The organism is Rhodanobacter spathiphylli B39 (genome assembly GCF_000264295.1).
In the GTDB taxonomy this organism is placed as follows: Bacteria; Pseudomonadota; Gammaproteobacteria; order Xanthomonadales; family Rhodanobacteraceae; genus Rhodanobacter; species Rhodanobacter spathiphylli.
Window position 1 is genome coordinate 71628 of sequence record NZ_AJXT01000008.1, and the last position, 13890, is coordinate 85517.

17 protein-coding genes are annotated in these 13890 nt (G+C 67.8%); 9 read left to right on the forward strand and 8 right to left on the reverse strand.

The window, feature by feature from the left end:
• Positions 1-20: 20 nt before the first annotated feature.
• From UU7_RS05985 to UU7_RS05995, 3 genes are all read right to left on the reverse strand, one after another.
• Entirely contained in the window at positions 21-431 is a 411-nt protein-coding gene (locus UU7_RS05985) for a hypothetical protein (protein WP_007806344.1), read from the reverse strand.
• A 61-nt stretch (positions 432-492) separates the two neighbouring features.
• Positions 493-2694, reverse strand: a complete 2202-nt coding sequence (gene rlmKL, locus UU7_RS05990; protein WP_007806345.1) for a bifunctional 23S rRNA (guanine(2069)-N(7))-methyltransferase RlmK/23S rRNA (guanine(2445)-N(2))-methyltransferase RlmL — start codon at positions 2692-2694, stop codon at positions 493-495.
• Positions 2691-3215 carry an alpha/beta hydrolase gene (locus UU7_RS05995; protein WP_007806348.1) on the reverse strand — a complete coding sequence of 175 codons (525 nt, stop codon included), beginning with the start codon at positions 3213-3215 and terminating at the stop codon, positions 2691-2693. The genes rlmKL and UU7_RS05995 overlap by 4 nt, the downstream gene beginning before the upstream one ends.
• Positions 3216-3305: 90 nt before the next feature.
• Here UU7_RS05995 and UU7_RS06000 point away from each other — a divergent pair, with 90 nt between their 5' ends.
• From UU7_RS06000 to UU7_RS06015, 4 genes are read left to right on the forward strand one after another with little or no spacing between them, the layout of a single operon-like run.
• Positions 3306-3866 carry an N-acetylmuramoyl-L-alanine amidase gene (locus UU7_RS06000; RefSeq protein WP_007806350.1) on the forward strand — a complete coding sequence of 187 codons (561 nt, stop codon included), beginning with the start codon at positions 3306-3308 and terminating at the stop codon, positions 3864-3866.
• A 54-nt stretch (positions 3867-3920) separates the two neighbouring features.
• Complete coding sequence (locus tag UU7_RS06005; protein ID WP_007806351.1) at positions 3921-4787, forward strand: acyl-CoA thioesterase; 867 nt, start codon at positions 3921-3923, stop codon at positions 4785-4787.
• A gap of 18 nt (positions 4788-4805) precedes the next feature.
• Positions 4806-5198 (forward strand): DUF2007 domain-containing protein, encoded by a 393-nt coding sequence (locus tag UU7_RS06010; RefSeq protein ID WP_007806352.1) that lies wholly within the window; start codon positions 4806-4808, stop codon positions 5196-5198.
• A gap of 44 nt (positions 5199-5242) precedes the next feature.
• A complete protein-coding gene (locus UU7_RS06015) occupies positions 5243-5950 on the forward strand; it encodes an arginyltransferase (protein ID WP_007806354.1) in 708 nt (235 codons plus the stop codon).
• Positions 5951-5959: 9 nt separating this feature from the next.
• On the opposite strand, the gene UU7_RS06020 is transcribed toward UU7_RS06015, so the two are convergent.
• Both UU7_RS06020 and purT read right to left on the reverse strand, forming a co-directional pair.
• On the reverse strand, positions 5960-7468 hold the full coding sequence (locus tag UU7_RS06020; protein ID WP_007806356.1) for an FMN-binding glutamate synthase family protein: 1509 nt from the start codon (positions 7466-7468) through the stop codon (positions 5960-5962).
• Positions 7469-7576: 108 nt separating this feature from the next.
• Positions 7577-8758: a formate-dependent phosphoribosylglycinamide formyltransferase gene (gene purT / locus UU7_RS06025; protein ID WP_007806358.1), complete on the reverse strand. Its 1182-nt coding sequence runs from the start codon at positions 8756-8758 to the stop codon at positions 7577-7579.
• Positions 8759-8899: 141 nt separating this feature from the next.
• On the opposite strand from purT, the gene UU7_RS06030 reads away from it, so the two are divergent.
• The 3 genes from UU7_RS06030 to UU7_RS06040 all read left to right on the forward strand — a co-directional run bounded on the left by UU7_RS06030 (position 8900) and on the right by UU7_RS06040 (position 10875).
• Positions 8900-9775, forward strand: coding sequence for an SPFH domain-containing protein (locus UU7_RS06030; RefSeq protein WP_007806360.1), 876 nt, complete (start codon positions 8900-8902; stop codon positions 9773-9775).
• A 94-nt stretch (positions 9776-9869) separates the two neighbouring features.
• Entirely contained in the window at positions 9870-10061 is a 192-nt protein-coding gene (locus tag UU7_RS06035) for a type II toxin-antitoxin system antitoxin (RefSeq protein ID WP_007806362.1), read from the forward strand.
• A gap of 25 nt (positions 10062-10086) precedes the next feature.
• Positions 10087-10875, forward strand: coding sequence for a CPBP family glutamic-type intramembrane protease (locus tag UU7_RS06040; protein ID WP_040672922.1), 789 nt, complete (start codon positions 10087-10089; stop codon positions 10873-10875).
• Between the two features lie 5 nt (positions 10876-10880).
• Here UU7_RS06040 and UU7_RS06045 read toward each other — a convergent pair whose 3' ends face one another.
• Positions 10881-11300: a YncE family protein gene (locus UU7_RS06045; protein WP_007806365.1), complete on the reverse strand. Its 420-nt coding sequence runs from the start codon at positions 11298-11300 to the stop codon at positions 10881-10883.
• 49 nt (positions 11301-11349) lie between these two features.
• On the reverse strand, positions 11350-11727 hold the full coding sequence (locus tag UU7_RS06050) for a DUF423 domain-containing protein (RefSeq protein ID WP_040672924.1): 378 nt from the start codon (positions 11725-11727) through the stop codon (positions 11350-11352).
• An 81-nt stretch (positions 11728-11808) separates the two neighbouring features.
• Between UU7_RS06050 and UU7_RS06055 the strand changes: the two genes are divergently transcribed.
• Both UU7_RS06055 and UU7_RS06060 read left to right on the forward strand, forming a co-directional pair.
• The gene (locus UU7_RS06055) at positions 11809-12426 is read left to right on the forward strand and encodes an SCO family protein (protein WP_007806368.1); all 618 of its coding nucleotides are present in this window, start codon (positions 11809-11811) and stop codon (positions 12424-12426) included.
• Entirely contained in the window at positions 12423-12932 is a 510-nt protein-coding gene (locus UU7_RS06060; RefSeq protein ID WP_007806370.1) for a copper chaperone PCu(A)C, read from the forward strand. Before UU7_RS06055 ends, UU7_RS06060 begins: the two co-directional genes overlap by 4 nt.
• Here UU7_RS06060 and UU7_RS06065 read toward each other — a convergent pair.
• Complete coding sequence (locus tag UU7_RS06065) at positions 12926-13819, reverse strand: cytochrome c oxidase assembly protein (protein WP_007806372.1); 894 nt, start codon at positions 13817-13819, stop codon at positions 12926-12928. The genes UU7_RS06060 and UU7_RS06065 overlap by 7 nt on opposite strands.
• Positions 13820-13890: the final 71 nt, after the last annotated feature.

Sequence of the window (13890 nt, forward strand, 5' to 3'; positions counted from 1 at the left end):
TGCTTCAGCGATGAGTGCGATCAATCGTCGCCGTAGCCATCGTCGCGGATGTAGCGCGTCTGGTACGGGTCGTCGTAGACCACGGTGCGCGTCTCCACCACGCGACGGGTGACCACCGGCTCCTCACGGTAGATCACGGTGCGCGGCTCGCGATAGACCGGCGCGTCGTAATACACCGGCGCGGGGCGCAGGGCGTTGTCGACCAGGCCGATCACGGCGCCGGTGACGATCGCGCCCGCGATCCAGCGACCACCGCTCCAGTGACCACCACCGTGACCGTAATAACCGCCATGGTAGCCACCGTGGTAACCACCGCCATGGTAGCCATGGCCGTGCCCGTGCGCCGACGCGCTCAGCGGCATCGCCACCGCCGCTGCAACCGCCAGGCCGATGGCCGCCAGCTTGCCTGCACCACTGAAACGTCGAGTCATGAGTGTTCTCCGTTGTACGGGCAGATGCTCGTCGGATCAGCCTTAATGTGCACTGAAGGGTTCACTTTTTGATGCGGGCGCTGTCCCAGGGATTGATGCCCGGATCGGCCTTGCGCCGCCGCAACAGCCAGCAGCCGTGGATGTCGGCGCGGCGGGCGAAGTCGAACGGGATGCTGGGCGCGCTCCAGTCCTCGATCTCGAAGTGCGTTTCCAGCGCCTCGCGGTCCAGCTTGAAGCGGCGGAAATTGTTGGAGAACACGATCACGCCGTCGCGGGTCAACCGCTCGTTGCAGGCTTCCAGCAGCTTCACGTGATCGCGCTGCACGTCGAAATCCTCGGCGCGCTTGGAGTTGGAGAAGGTTGGCGGGTCGACGAAGATCAGTCCGTAGTGGCCGCGATCGCGCTGCAGGAATTCCAGCGCGTCGAACTGCATCAGCCGGTGGTCGACACCGGTGAACCCGTTCAGCGCCAGGTTGCGCGAAGCCCACTCCAGATAGGTCGCCGACAGGTCGACGCTGGTGGTTTCCAGCGCGCCACCCGCCGCCGCGTGGACGCTGGCGGTGGCGGTATAGGCGAACAGGTTGAGGAAGCATTTCCCGTGGGCCAGTTCGCGCACCTTGCCGCGCACCAGGCGGTGGTCGAGGAACAACCCCGTATCGAGATAGTCGGTGAGGTTGACCAGCAGCTTCAGACCGTCCTCTTCCACCTCGATGAACGCGCCACGCTGGTCCATCTGGCCGTATTTCGAACCGCCCTTGCCGCGCTCGCGGGTCTTCAGCGCGATGCGCTCGCGCGGCACGCCGAGCACCTCGCCGGCAACCCGGGCGATCTCGCGCATGCGCAGGCGGGCCACGTCGGCGGGCACATCGGCCGGCGCGCGGTACTCCTGGATGTGCAGGTGGTCGTCGCCGTTCGTATCGCCGTAGACGTCGATGGCGGCGGCGTACTCGGGCAGGTCCTGGTCGTAGGCGCGCCAGCAGTGGATGCCCTCGCGGGCCAGTCGCTTGCGCAGGTGCCGGACGTTCTTTTCCAGCCGGTTCTTCAGCATCTGTGCGCCGGGAGACAACGGCTTCGCTTCACGCGGCTGCTCGTCGCGCGGTTTGAGGTCGAAGGTCAGCAGCACGGTTTCCAGCGCGCCGTTGTACAGCGCGTAACGCTTTTCGGCATGCAGTTGCATCGCGCGGCCCAGTTCGACGTCGCCGGCCAGCACGGCGGCGCGCCAGCCGCTGAAACGCTGGCGCAAGGTGTCGCCCAGCGCGCGGTACAGTTTCGGCATCTCGGCGCGGTCACCGAGGCGCTCGCCGTACGGCGGATTGGTGATCACCAGGCCGTACTCGACGCCGGGCGGCGGCGCGGCGCGCGTCATGTCCTGCTTGTCCAGCGTGAAGAAGCCCGCCACGCCCGCTTCCTGGGCGTTGCGTTTGGCCGTCTGCACCATGCGCGGGTCGGCGTCGCTGCCGAAGAACACGCTGCGCAACGCGCGCAGGCCGTTCTCGGCGCGCTGCTTCGCCTCGTCCAGCAGGCCGCGCCACAGCGCGATGTCGTGTTGCTGCCAGCCGAGGAAGCCGAAGTATTCGCGGCGCAGGCCCGGCGCCACGTCGGCGGCCATCAGCGCGCCTTCGATCAGCAAGGTGCCCGAACCGCACATCGGATCAAGCAGGGCACCGCCGGCCGCGTAGACCTCGGGCCAGCGCCCGCGCAACAGCATCGCGGCGGCAAGGTTTTCCTTCAGAGGCGCCTCGCCCTGCTCCTCGCGCCAGCCGCGGCGGTGCAACGGCGAGCCGGCGAGGTCCAGCGACACGGTGGCGCGATCGCGGCGCAGGCGCAGGTTGATGCGGATGTCCGGCTCGTCGGTATCGATGTCCGGACGCGAACCGTCGCGCTGGCGGAACTGGTCGACCACGGCGTCCTTGGTGCGCAGGCCGATGAACTGGCTGTGGTTGAGTTTGCTCATCGCGGTGCCGGCATCCACCGCGAAGGTGGCATGTGCGGCCAGGTGTTCGCTCCAGTCGATGCCCTGCACGCCGCGGTACAGCGCGTCGTCGTCGGCCGCGTCGAACTCGGCCAGCGGCAGCAGGATGCGGCTGGCCAGGCGCGACCACAGGCAGGCCTTGTAGGCGGTCCCCAGCGTGCCGGAAAAGTGCGCGCCGGCCAGCGCCTCGCGCACGTCGCTGGCGCCAATGGCGACCAGTTCGTCGCGCAGCAGGTATTCCATGCCCTTGGGGCAGGTGGCGAAGAATGCGCGCGTTGCCGAGGTGTTCATGCGGCGGCCTGCTGGTCGAGCAACAGCCGGAACTGGGCGCTGATCGTGTCCATGCTTGCGCCCAGTCGGTGATCGTCGTCCAGCACCAGCAGCGGCAGGCGCCGCCGCGCGGCGAACGCGTGCACGCCGGCCAGCGGGCAAACCTCGTCGCGCCAGCCGTGGATCAGCATGGCAGGCACGTCCGCGCGCAGGTCGAAGCGGCGCGCATAGCCGGGGATCTCGCTGGGCGTGGCCAGCAGCAGCAAGCCGGCCACCGGCACGTCCAGCGAGACCAGTCCGGAAACGAAGGCACCCATGCTGGAACCGACCAGCAGCGGTGGAGCGTCGAGCGCCTCGATGGTGGCGCGCAGGCGGGCGATCCGCGGCGCCACCGAGCCGGCATGGCCGCGGCTGTCGTCGGTGCGGTAGTCCGGCCGCTGCGTGCGCCAGCCCAGCGACTCGGCCAGTGCGGCCAGCGCGCTGACCTTGGTCGCCTCGGGGCTCGAATCCGAACCGTGCGAAAGAATGATCTGGCCGCGCATGGCGGTCTCCGTGAAAGTGCTCGAAGCAAGGCACGCATGGTAACAGGCGGCGTTTCCGCCGCGGCCGCGGCACGTGCGAAACTGCCCCGCATGAGCCTGACCATCCACGACCAGCCCCTGCCCTACGTCGAGCTGTTACCCGAGCGCCCCGCCGCGGCGGTGGAGCTGGTGGTGATCCACTGCACCGAGCTGCCGGACCTGGCCACCGCCCGCGAATACGGCGAGCGCGTACTGCACCCCAGCGGCGCCGGCAACAGCGGCCACTATTACATCGACCGCGATGGCGCGGTGTACCGCTACGTGCCCGGCACCCGCGTGGCCAACCACGTGCGCGGGCACAACCCGAACTCGATCGGCATCGAGCTGGTGAACCTGGGCCGCTATCCGCACTGGTGGGATTCGCGCCAGCAGCGGATGACCGAGCCTTACACCGATGCCCAGATCATCGCCTTGCACACCCTGCTGGCCGAGCTGCGCCGGGACTTTCCGAACCTGCGCCGGATCGCCGGCCATGAACAGCTGGACACGGACCTGATGCCAGCCAGCGACGATCCCGCCATCCAGATCCACCGCAAGCTTGATCCCGGCCCGCTGTTTCCGTGGGCCGAGGTGCTCGAAGCTTGCGGCCTGAGCCGGCCGGCGGTGCCGTAAGCACGGCCCGCGCCCGCTATAATCGCGGGCTTACCTCCCCGCGAGTCCGATTCCATGTCACCCAACCACGTCACCGAACTGGTCGAGCTGCTGCAGCTCGAGCGACTGGAAGACAACCTGTTCCGGGGCCAGAGCCGCGACATCGGCACCCGCTTCGTGTTCGGCGGCCAGGTGCTGGGACAGGCCTTGTCCGCCGCGCAGCAGACGGTCGATCCGGCCCGCGAGGCGCATTCGCTGCACGCGTACTTCCTGCGCGCCGGCGACATTCGCGCGCCGATCGTCTACAGCGTCGAACGCACCCGCGATGGCGGCACGTTCTCCTCGCGGCGGGTGGTGGCGATCCAGCACGGCCAGCCGATCCTGAACGGCTCGATCTCGTTCCAAGTGCCGGAAACCGGCGTGGAACACCAGACCTCGATGCCCGAGGTGCCAGCGCCCGAAGACATCGAACCGATGCATCCGCTGCCGCCGGACGAACTGGCCCGCCTGCCGGTGAAGCTGCAGCGCTGGCTGGGCATCGACGGTCCGTTCGAGTTCCGCCAGGTGTGGCCCCGCGACGAACTGCATCCGGTGAAGCGCCCGCCGATCCAGCACATCTGGTTCCGGCTGACCTCGCCGATCGACGACTCGGCGATCCTGCACCGCGCGCTGCTGGCTTACGCGTCGGATTTCCACCTGATCGGCACCGCCACGCTGCCGCACGGCATCTCGTACATGACCCACAACGTGCAGATGGCCAGCCTCGACCACGCGCTGTGGTTCCATCGCCCGTTCCGCGTCGACGAATGGCTGCTGTACACCTTCGACAGTCCCACCGCCCAGGGCGGCCGCGGGCTGGCCCGCGGACAGATCTTCAGCCGCAACGGGCACCTGGTCGCCTCCACCGCGCAGGAAGGCCTGATCCGCGTGCGCAACGACTGATCGCGTAGACTGCCGTCCATGCGCCAGATCTATACCTCTCCCCGCGAGCAGAACATCGATACCGTGGTCGCCCTGATGGCCGAGCACGGCATCGAGGCCACGGTGTCCAATCGCTCCAACTACAACCGCTCCAGTTGGCAGCGTTTCAGCTACTCGCAGCGCCAGGACGATCGCAGCCGCTGGCCCCAGGTGTGGATCACCAGCGCCGACGACTACACCCGCGCCCGCGCGCTGCTGCGCGAGATCGGCATCGAGCCGGTGGTCCGTCATGGCGAGGAACTGGCCGCCGCACGCAACCCCACGCCGCTCGACCGGCGCAGGCTCACCGTCGCCCGGGTGCGCCGCATCGTACTGCTGGTGGTGCTCGGCGTGGCGGCGGTGGCGATGCTGCGCGATCTGCACGTGTTCTGAATCGACCACGTGCGGCGCCGCCAGCGGCGACATAGAATCGGTCCATGCGCCGATCCGACCAAGTCCGGCTGTTCCAGACCCTGCCCCATGCGTGCGGCTATTACGCCGACCGCACGGCACAGAACCTGGTGCTTGATCCGGCCGCCCCCAACCTGGACCAGTTGTACGAACCCGCGCTGGAACGCGGCTTTCGTCGCGCCGGTGGCCACCTGTATTTTCCCCATTGCGCCAGTTGCCACGCCTGCACGCCGTGCCGCATCGACGTGGCGAATTTCCGGCCGGATCGCAGCCAGCGCCGCTGCCTGCAGCGCAATACCGACGTGGTCGTCACCGAGTGCATCCCCGGTTACAACCGCGAACGCCACGCGCTCTACGAGCGCTACCTGCACAGCCGGCATGCCGGCGGCGGCATGGACGACGCCGAGGCCAGCGACTTCCGCCGCTTCCTCACCGCGCCGTGGAGCCCCACCGTGTTCATGGAGTTGCGCACGGGACCAAGGTTGCTGGCCGTGGCGGTCACCGACATCTGCCTCAACGGCATTTCCGCCGTCTACACCTTCTACGAACCGGAGGAAGCCGGGCGCAGCCTCGGCACCTTCGCGATCCTGCAACAGGTGGAACTGGCCCGCCGCCGCGGCATCCCGTGGCTGTACCTGGGTTTCTGGATCGACGGCCACCCGAAGATGGATTACAAGCGGCGCTTCATGCCGCTGCAGATCCGTACGGCCCAGGGCTGGATCGACATGCCGTAGGGCGCGCGTCTAAGAAGATTCCCGCTGCGGATACGGAAACAGCTTCTCCAGCGGAATCGACAGACCGTCGTCGCCGACCACGCGGCAATGCCCGCGATTGAGCTGGCGCGGCTCGCTGACGCCACAGCTGTGGGCGATGATGCCCACTTCGTGCATCACGTTCTTCGCGTAGTGGAATACCCGCTCGCTCTTGTCGGTGACCACCAGCCCGCGTTGCAGTTTCGGGTTCTGCGTGGTGATGCCGGTGGGGCAGGTGTTGCGATTGCACTGCAACGACTGGATGCAGCCCAGCGCCAGCATGAAGCCGCGCGCCGAGTTGACGAAGTCCGCGCCGATCGACAACGCCCACGCCACGTCGTAGGCGGTGATGCACTTGCCCGAGCAGACCACCTTGATGCGTTCGCGCAGGCCCTTGACGATCAGCATGTCGATCAGCGCCGGCAGCGCCTCGTGCAGCGGCAGGCCCACGCCTTCCATCAGGGTCTGCGGCGCGGCACCGGTGCCGCCCTCGGAGCCGTCGACGATGATGAAGTCGGGTGCGCTCCCGATGCCGCGGCGATGCACTTCATCGCACAGCTCGCCGATCCATTCGGCGCCGCCCAGCACCGCCTTGAAGCCCACCGGCTTGCCGGTGAGCTCGCGGATGTGGGCGATGCTGTCCATCAGCTGCGCGACGTTGCCGATGTCCAGGTGCCGGTTCGGGCTTTGCGAATCCTCGCCCACGGGAATGCCGCGGATCGCCGCGATCTCGGCGGTGACCTTGGCGCCGGGCAGCAGGCCGCCCATGCCCGGCTTGGCACCCTGGCCCAGCTTGATGCTGACCATCTTCACCTGCGGGTGGGCGCAGATCGCCAGCAGCTTCTCGTCGTCGAGCTTGCCGTCCGGCGTGCGCACGCCGTACTTGGCCGTGCCGATCTCGAAGATGATGTCGCAGCCGCCTTCCAGGTGATACGGCGCCAGCCCGCCCTCGCCGGTGTCCATCCAGATGCCGGCCTTGGCCGCGCCGTGCGACAGTGCCCGCACCGCCGGGGCCGACAGCGCGCCGAAGCTCATCGCGGAAATGTTGAAGAACGCGGCATGGCTGTATGGCTCGCGTGCATACGGGCCGATCGTGACCGGCACCGGCTTGACATGATCGGTGCCCAGGTCGGGAAACGGCGCATTGACGAAGAACGGCACGCCTTCCGCCCGCAAGTCGCGGCTCGACCCGAAGGCGTTGGTGTTGTCGACGTTCTTCGCCGCGCGATACACCCAGGTGCGCTGGGCGCGGTTGAACGGCATTTCCTCGCGGTCGCTGGAATACAGGTACTGGCGGAAGAACTCGCCCAGGTGCAGGAACCAGTAGCGGAAGTGGCCGATCACCGGGAAGTTGCGCAACACCGCGTTGCCGGTCTGGTTGCGGTCGACCACCCAGGTCGCCAACAGCACCACCACCGCCAGCGCCAGCAACAGCAGCGCGAACGCCGCCGACAGCTCGACCACCACCACCAGCCAGTGCGCAAATCCGCCTGATTCCATCCTTGCCTCTCCCCGATCAAGGGCTCGCCGTGAGGGCGAGCGGTTACGACTGGACAACCATCGTCGATGGCGCAGAGCCTATCGCATCGGGTCGCGGCATTCTTCCGCTCACAACTCGATGCGCAGCCTGCCCGCGGCGCGCACGGCCTTGCCCACAGCCTCGTTCAGCGTGCCGGCCCGCGCCAGCGCCACCGCCATGCGCCGGCGCCCCTTCACCTCGGGCTTGCCGAAGATGCGCAGTTGCGTGTCCGGCTCGGCCAGCGCCTCGGCCACGCCGTGGTAGCGCGGTCCCGCACCTTCGCCCTCGACCAGCACTGCGCACGAGGCCGACGGCCCGTACTGGTGGATCACCGGGATCGGCAGTCCCAGGATCGCCCGCGCATGCAGCGCGAACTCGGAAAACTCCTGCGAGATCAGGGTGACCAGGCCGGTGTCGTGGGGGCGCGGGCTGACCTCGGAGAAGATCACCGCATCGCCCTTGACGAAGAACTCCACGCCGAACACGCCCCAGCCGCCCAGCGCGCCGGTGACCGCGGCGGCCTGGCGCTGCGCCTCGGCCAGCGCGGCATCGCTCATCGGCTGCGGTTGCCACGACTCGCGGTAATCGCCGTCTTCCTGGCGGTGGCCGATCGGCGCGCAGAAGCTCACGCCATCGGTGTGCCGCACGGTGAGCATGGTGATCTCGTAATCGAAATCGACGAAGCCCTCGACGATCACCCGGCCCTTGCCCGCGCGTCCGCCGGACTGGGCGTAATCCCACGCATGCTGCACTTCGTCGTCGCCGCGCACCACGCTCTGGCCCTTGCCGGAGGAACTCATCACCGGCTTGACCACGAACGGATAGCCGATCGCGGCGGCCGCGGCGCGGTACTGCACCTCGTCGTCGCAGAAGCGATACGGCGAAGTCGGCAGCTGCAGCTCCTCGGCGGCCAGCCTGCGGATGCCTTCGCGGTCCATCGTGAGCCACGCGGCGCGTGCGGTCGGGATCACCCGCTGCCCTTCCTTTTCCAGCTCGATCAGGGTCGGCGTGTGGATCGCCTCGATCTCCGGCACCACCAGATCGGGCTTTTCCAGCTCGATCAGCGCACGCAGCGCCTTGCCGTCCAGCATGTCGATCACGTGGCTGCGATGGGCCACCTGCATGGCCGGCGCATTGGCGTAGCGATCAACCGCGATCACCTCGACCGCGTAGCGCTGCAGTTCGATCGCCACTTCCTTGCCCAGCTCGCCGGAGCCCAGCAGCAGAACGCGCAACGCGTGGTCGGAATGGGGCGTGCCGAAAGGCTTCATCGGGTTCTCCGGTGTGGGCAAACCGGCATTGTATGCGGCCTGCTCGGAGGGCCGACCGCCGCCCTGCCGGGATCACGAGGAGGCCGCTTGCATTTGATATCACTCTGATATCTAATCACCCCACCTCAGGGAGACTCCTCAATGAACGAACACAATGGCTTTTCCGTCGCCGGCATCCCCTTCGTGGGGTTGTGCCTGGTACTGGCCGGCATCGGCGTGACGCTGGTGGTATCCGCCATCCACGGTCATCCGGACGCCCCCCCGCTGTTCCAGGTGTTCACCGGCGTGATCGTGCTGGCGATCGACAGCTTCATGCTCAAGGGCTTCTTCCAGGTTGCCCCGAATGAAGGCCAGGTGCTGCAACTGTTCGGCAAGTACGCCGGCACCGTGCGCCAGGAGGGCCTGCGCTGGACCAATCCGTTCTACAGCCGCCAGCGCATCTCGCTGCGCGTGCGCAACTTCGAGAGCGGCAAGCTGAAGGTCAACGACAACGACGGCAACCCGATCGAGATCGGCGCCGTGGTGGTATGGCAGGTGCTGGACACGGCCGAGGCGGTGTTCTGCGTCGACGACTACGAAAACTACGTGCACATCCAGAGCGAATCCGCGCTGCGGCAGATGGCGCAGAGCTACCCCTACGACGCCCACGAGGACAGCAAGCCCTCGCTGCGCAGCCACGGCGACGAGATCAACACGCACCTGCGCGACGAGATCCAGACCCGCCTGGGCAAGGCCGGCGTGCAGGTGGTGGAGGCGCGCATCAGCCACCTTGCCTACGCCCAGGAAATCGCCCAGGCGATGCTGCAGCGGCAGCAGGCCGGCGCGATCATCGCCGCCCGCACGAAAATCGTCGAGGGCGCGGTGAGCATGGTCGAGATGGCGCTGGAACAGCTGAGCCAGCGCGGTGTGGTGAACCTGGACGAAGAGCGCAAGGCGGCGATGGTCAGCAACCTGCTGGTGGTGTTGTGCGGCGAGCGCGGCACCCAGCCGGTGCTGAACACCGGCACGCTGTACTGAGGGGATGGTCATGAGCAGCCTCATCACCATCCTGCTGATCGTGTTCATTGCGTGCCACGCCGCGAGGCGTGGACACGGGCGGCGCTGAGCCGGCATGGCCGCCGAGAAAAAAGCCTATCCGCTGCGCATCAACGCCGTCGTGCTGGACGCGATGCAACGCTGGTCCGATGACGAATTGCGCAGCCTCAACGCACAGATCGAATACGTGCTGCGCGAGGCGCTGCGCAAGGCTGGCCGTCTGAAAGCCAACCCCGGCGCGGCCGCAGTCGACCAGGACAGCGACTGACCCTCCACTGCAAGAGCCCCACTCCATGCCAGCCATCGCGCCCGCCGCCCTTCCCGTCAAGGGCCCCCATCTGAAGCTCGCCATGCTGCTCGGCGTGGCCGGTTTGTTGTCCACGCTGGCGCTTTGGCCCTATCTGATGGTGCTGATGCCGCAGAAGCTGGCCGCCCTGCACGTGCCCTTGCCGGTGGTGATCGCGGCACAGACGATCCAGGCTGGCGTGATCTGCTGGCTGCTCGGCTGGCTAGGCCTGTACCTGGGCGCGACGCACGGACTGGATGCGCCGTGGCTGCGCAGTTGGGTCTACCGGCGTCCGCTCGACCCGGGCCGACCCGCGCGCTGGGGCCTGGCCATGTCGCTTGGCGCAGCGGCTGCCGCGCTGGTTCTCGGGCTGTCGTTGCTCGGGCCCGCGCTTCCAGCCGAGCATGCCACCAGCGCCGCGGGCTGGGCCTGGCGTGGCGCGCTGGCGTCGTTCTATGGCGGCATCGTGGAGGAAGTCGGCTGCCGGCTGCTGCTGGTCAGCCTGTTCGTCTGGCTGCTGGCCCGAAGCCATCGCAACGTGGCGCTGCCGTGGATGTTCGTGCTGGCCATCGTGGTGGCCGCGCTGCTGTTCGGCGCCGGCCATCTGCCGGCAGTCTTCGCGATCACGGCGGCGCCGGCATCGCTGCTGATCGGCAAGATCGTCCTGCTCAATGCCGTGGTCGGGACGGTGACCGGCATGCTGTTCTGGAAGTACGGCCTGGAGCACGCGATGCTGGCGCACTTCTGCGCCGACCTGGTGCTGCACGTGATCGCGCCACTGGCCGGCGCCACCTGAATCGCTCAACGCGGATCGAAAGCCACCTGCTGCAACTGGGGCAACTTCAACAGACGCACCTCCGCATGCTGCCGATCCGCCACCAGCAGCAACGAACCCGACTGCGCGATCGAATCAACCTCAGGCAGTCCGTCGTCTGCACCCAGGCGCTCCAGCGGACGCCCATTGCTGGCGTCGTAGACCACCAGTTCGCGGGTCTCCGGGTCCACCACCAGCAGCCAGTCGTGGGCCGCATCGCGAAAATGCACCAGCTGGCGAACCGGATCGGCCTGATCCGCTCCGGCCGGGGCCGACAGCCAGGACCACGACAAACCCAGCGACAGCACCGCAAGCAGGATCAGGCCGGGCCCGCGCAGGCGGCGCAGAACGTGGCTGGGCGACCATGTCGCACGGGAGCGGTGCCAGAGGGCGATCTGCATGTTCATGCAGGAACGATCGCAGCCAGGCGTGACCGTCGCATGACACCCGCAAGAACTATTCGTTGCGCCAGCGCAGCGTCCAGCCAAGCGCGAGCCAGCCAAGCACGAAGGCGAGTCCGCCCAGCGGCGTGATGATGCCCACCCAGCGTGGCGCGCCCAGCGCCAACGCGTACAGGCTGCCGCTGAACAGCACGATGCCGGTGCCGAACGCGAACAACGCTGTCCGACCGCTGCGGCCACGCCCCAGCGCAGCCGTCATGACCAGCGCCAGCGCATGCCATGCGTGGTAGTTCACCGCCGTATGCCACAACTCCATGCCACGCCCGTCGAGCACGCCGCGCAATGCATGTGCGCCGAACGCGCCCAGCAGCACCGCGCTGGCTCCGGCGGTGCCGACCAGCATGGCAACACGGGTACTGACAGGTTGTCGCATGGTGCTCGTATCCCTGGCCGGCGAACCCGGCAACGCGGCCGGTGTCGTATGCTTGAACAGATGAAGACCCAGGATTCTCGCATGAAGCCCCGCCATTGGCCGCGCCCCGCGCTGCTGCTGCTGCTGCTCGCCATCAGCCTGCTGCTGGGCGGCTGCCAGCGCGGTGAACCGCTGCCGTTCCGGCTGACCAACATCACTGGCCACATGCCCGATCTCGACTTCAGGCTCACCGACGACAACGGCAAGGCGGTCACCGGCGCCGACTATCGCGGCAAGGTGGTGCTGCTGTATTTCGGCTACACCCACTGCCCCGACGTCTGCCCGCTGACCCTGGCCCAGTTGCACGTGGTGATGCAGCGGCTGGGGCCGTTGGCCGACGGCGCACGCATCCTGTTCGTCAGCGTCGATCCGGCGCGCGACACGCCGTCGATCATGCACGCCTACGTCAACGCATTCGATCCGCGCGCGGTGGGACTGGTCGGCGACGCCCGCGCCGTCGAGGCGCTGAGCAAGCGCTACCGCTCGGCCTTCACCCGCGAACCGGGCGATGCCGACGGCAATTACGAGGTCAGCCACAGTTCGGCGATCTACGTGTTCGACCGCGAGGGCCATGCCCGCGTGCTGGCCACTCCCTCCGCCTCGCACGACGACCTGGTCCACGACCTGCACCTGCTGCTCGACAACGGAGCCGACCGATGAAACTTTCCCGACTGTCGCTGCTGTGCGCCGGCCTGCTGCTGGCCGGCTTCGCCCACGCGGCCGATGCCGACCACATCCATGCCAGCCACGCGTGGATTCGCGTGCTGCCCGGCGCCCTGCCCGCCGGGGCCTATGTCACGCTGGAAAACGACAGCGGCGCGCCGATCGCGTTGCGCGGCGCCGGCAGCACGATCTACGCCGACGTGATGCTGCACCAGAGTTCGACCGCCGGCGGCGTCAGTCGCATGAGCATGGTCGACTCGCTCGACGTGCCCGCGCACGGCAAGGCCGCGCTGGCGCCGGCGGGCTACCATTTCATGCTGATGCAGCCGAAACAGCCGGTGAAACCGGGCGACACGGTCACGCTGACCCTGCAGTTCGCCGACGGCAGCACCCTGGCCACCGACTTCATCGCGCGACCGGCCAACGCGCTGGACGCCGGCGACGCTCATGCCGACCACGCCATGCCCGGCATGGATCACGGCGCGATGTCACACGATCACTGAGCGCGCAGCCCTCGGTCGGCGGCCGTCGCTTCGCTGGCCACCTTCCTGACCGTCCTGTGCGGCGGCTTGCGCGGCAGCCGGCCGTTGCGTGACAGGCGCAGCCACAGGCGCAGCGCCATCAGCCCGCCGATCGACTCCACCAGCGCCGACGGCACCCAGATGATCACGCCGCCGATCAGCTGGCCGGTCAGCACGTTGAAGGTGAATGCGCGTCCGCAGATCTCGAAGATCGGATAGAGGTCGGTCTTCGAGAACGTGACGATCGCGCCGGCGACGATCTGCGGCGTCATGGTGATCGCCGGCGACAGCACGCGCAGCCCGGCGGTCATCCGTCCCGGCGGATGCGGGCGGTGATCGAGCACCAGCGACCAGTAGGCGAAACCGCTGACCAGCATGCTCCAGTTCATGAAGCGGTAGATGCGCCAGTCCAGCATCGCCAGCGTCTGCAAATCGGGAATCAGCCAGATCAGGATGAAGGCGATGAACAGCAGCGTGGCGACGGTCGGGTTCCACAGCACGCCGAACACCATCCGCCACGGCCACGAGCGCTGCAACGGACGCAGCACGCGCACCCGCCAGGCCAGCGGAAGGCCGGAACGCAACACGGCAGACGGATACGCCGCCACGATCAGCAGTGGCGCGACGTGGTGCAGCAGCAACTGCTGGATGCGGTGCATGAAGAACTCATGCTCGGCGTAGTAGTCCAGATACGTGTGCAGCGACAGGTAGATGATCGCCATGCCCGACCAGAACGCCAGCTTGCTGGCAAACCGCACCGGCCGACGGCGGCACCCGCGCAGATACAGCACGCCAGCCACCACGAAGCACGCGAGCAAGACCCACGAAAACTCCCACGGCACGATCCATTTCAACAGGCTTGCAGTCACTGCACCGGCACTTCTGTCTGCGCCGGCGGCGGCCGGCGACCGCCCAGCTTAACGCCGCGCCGCCATCGCGT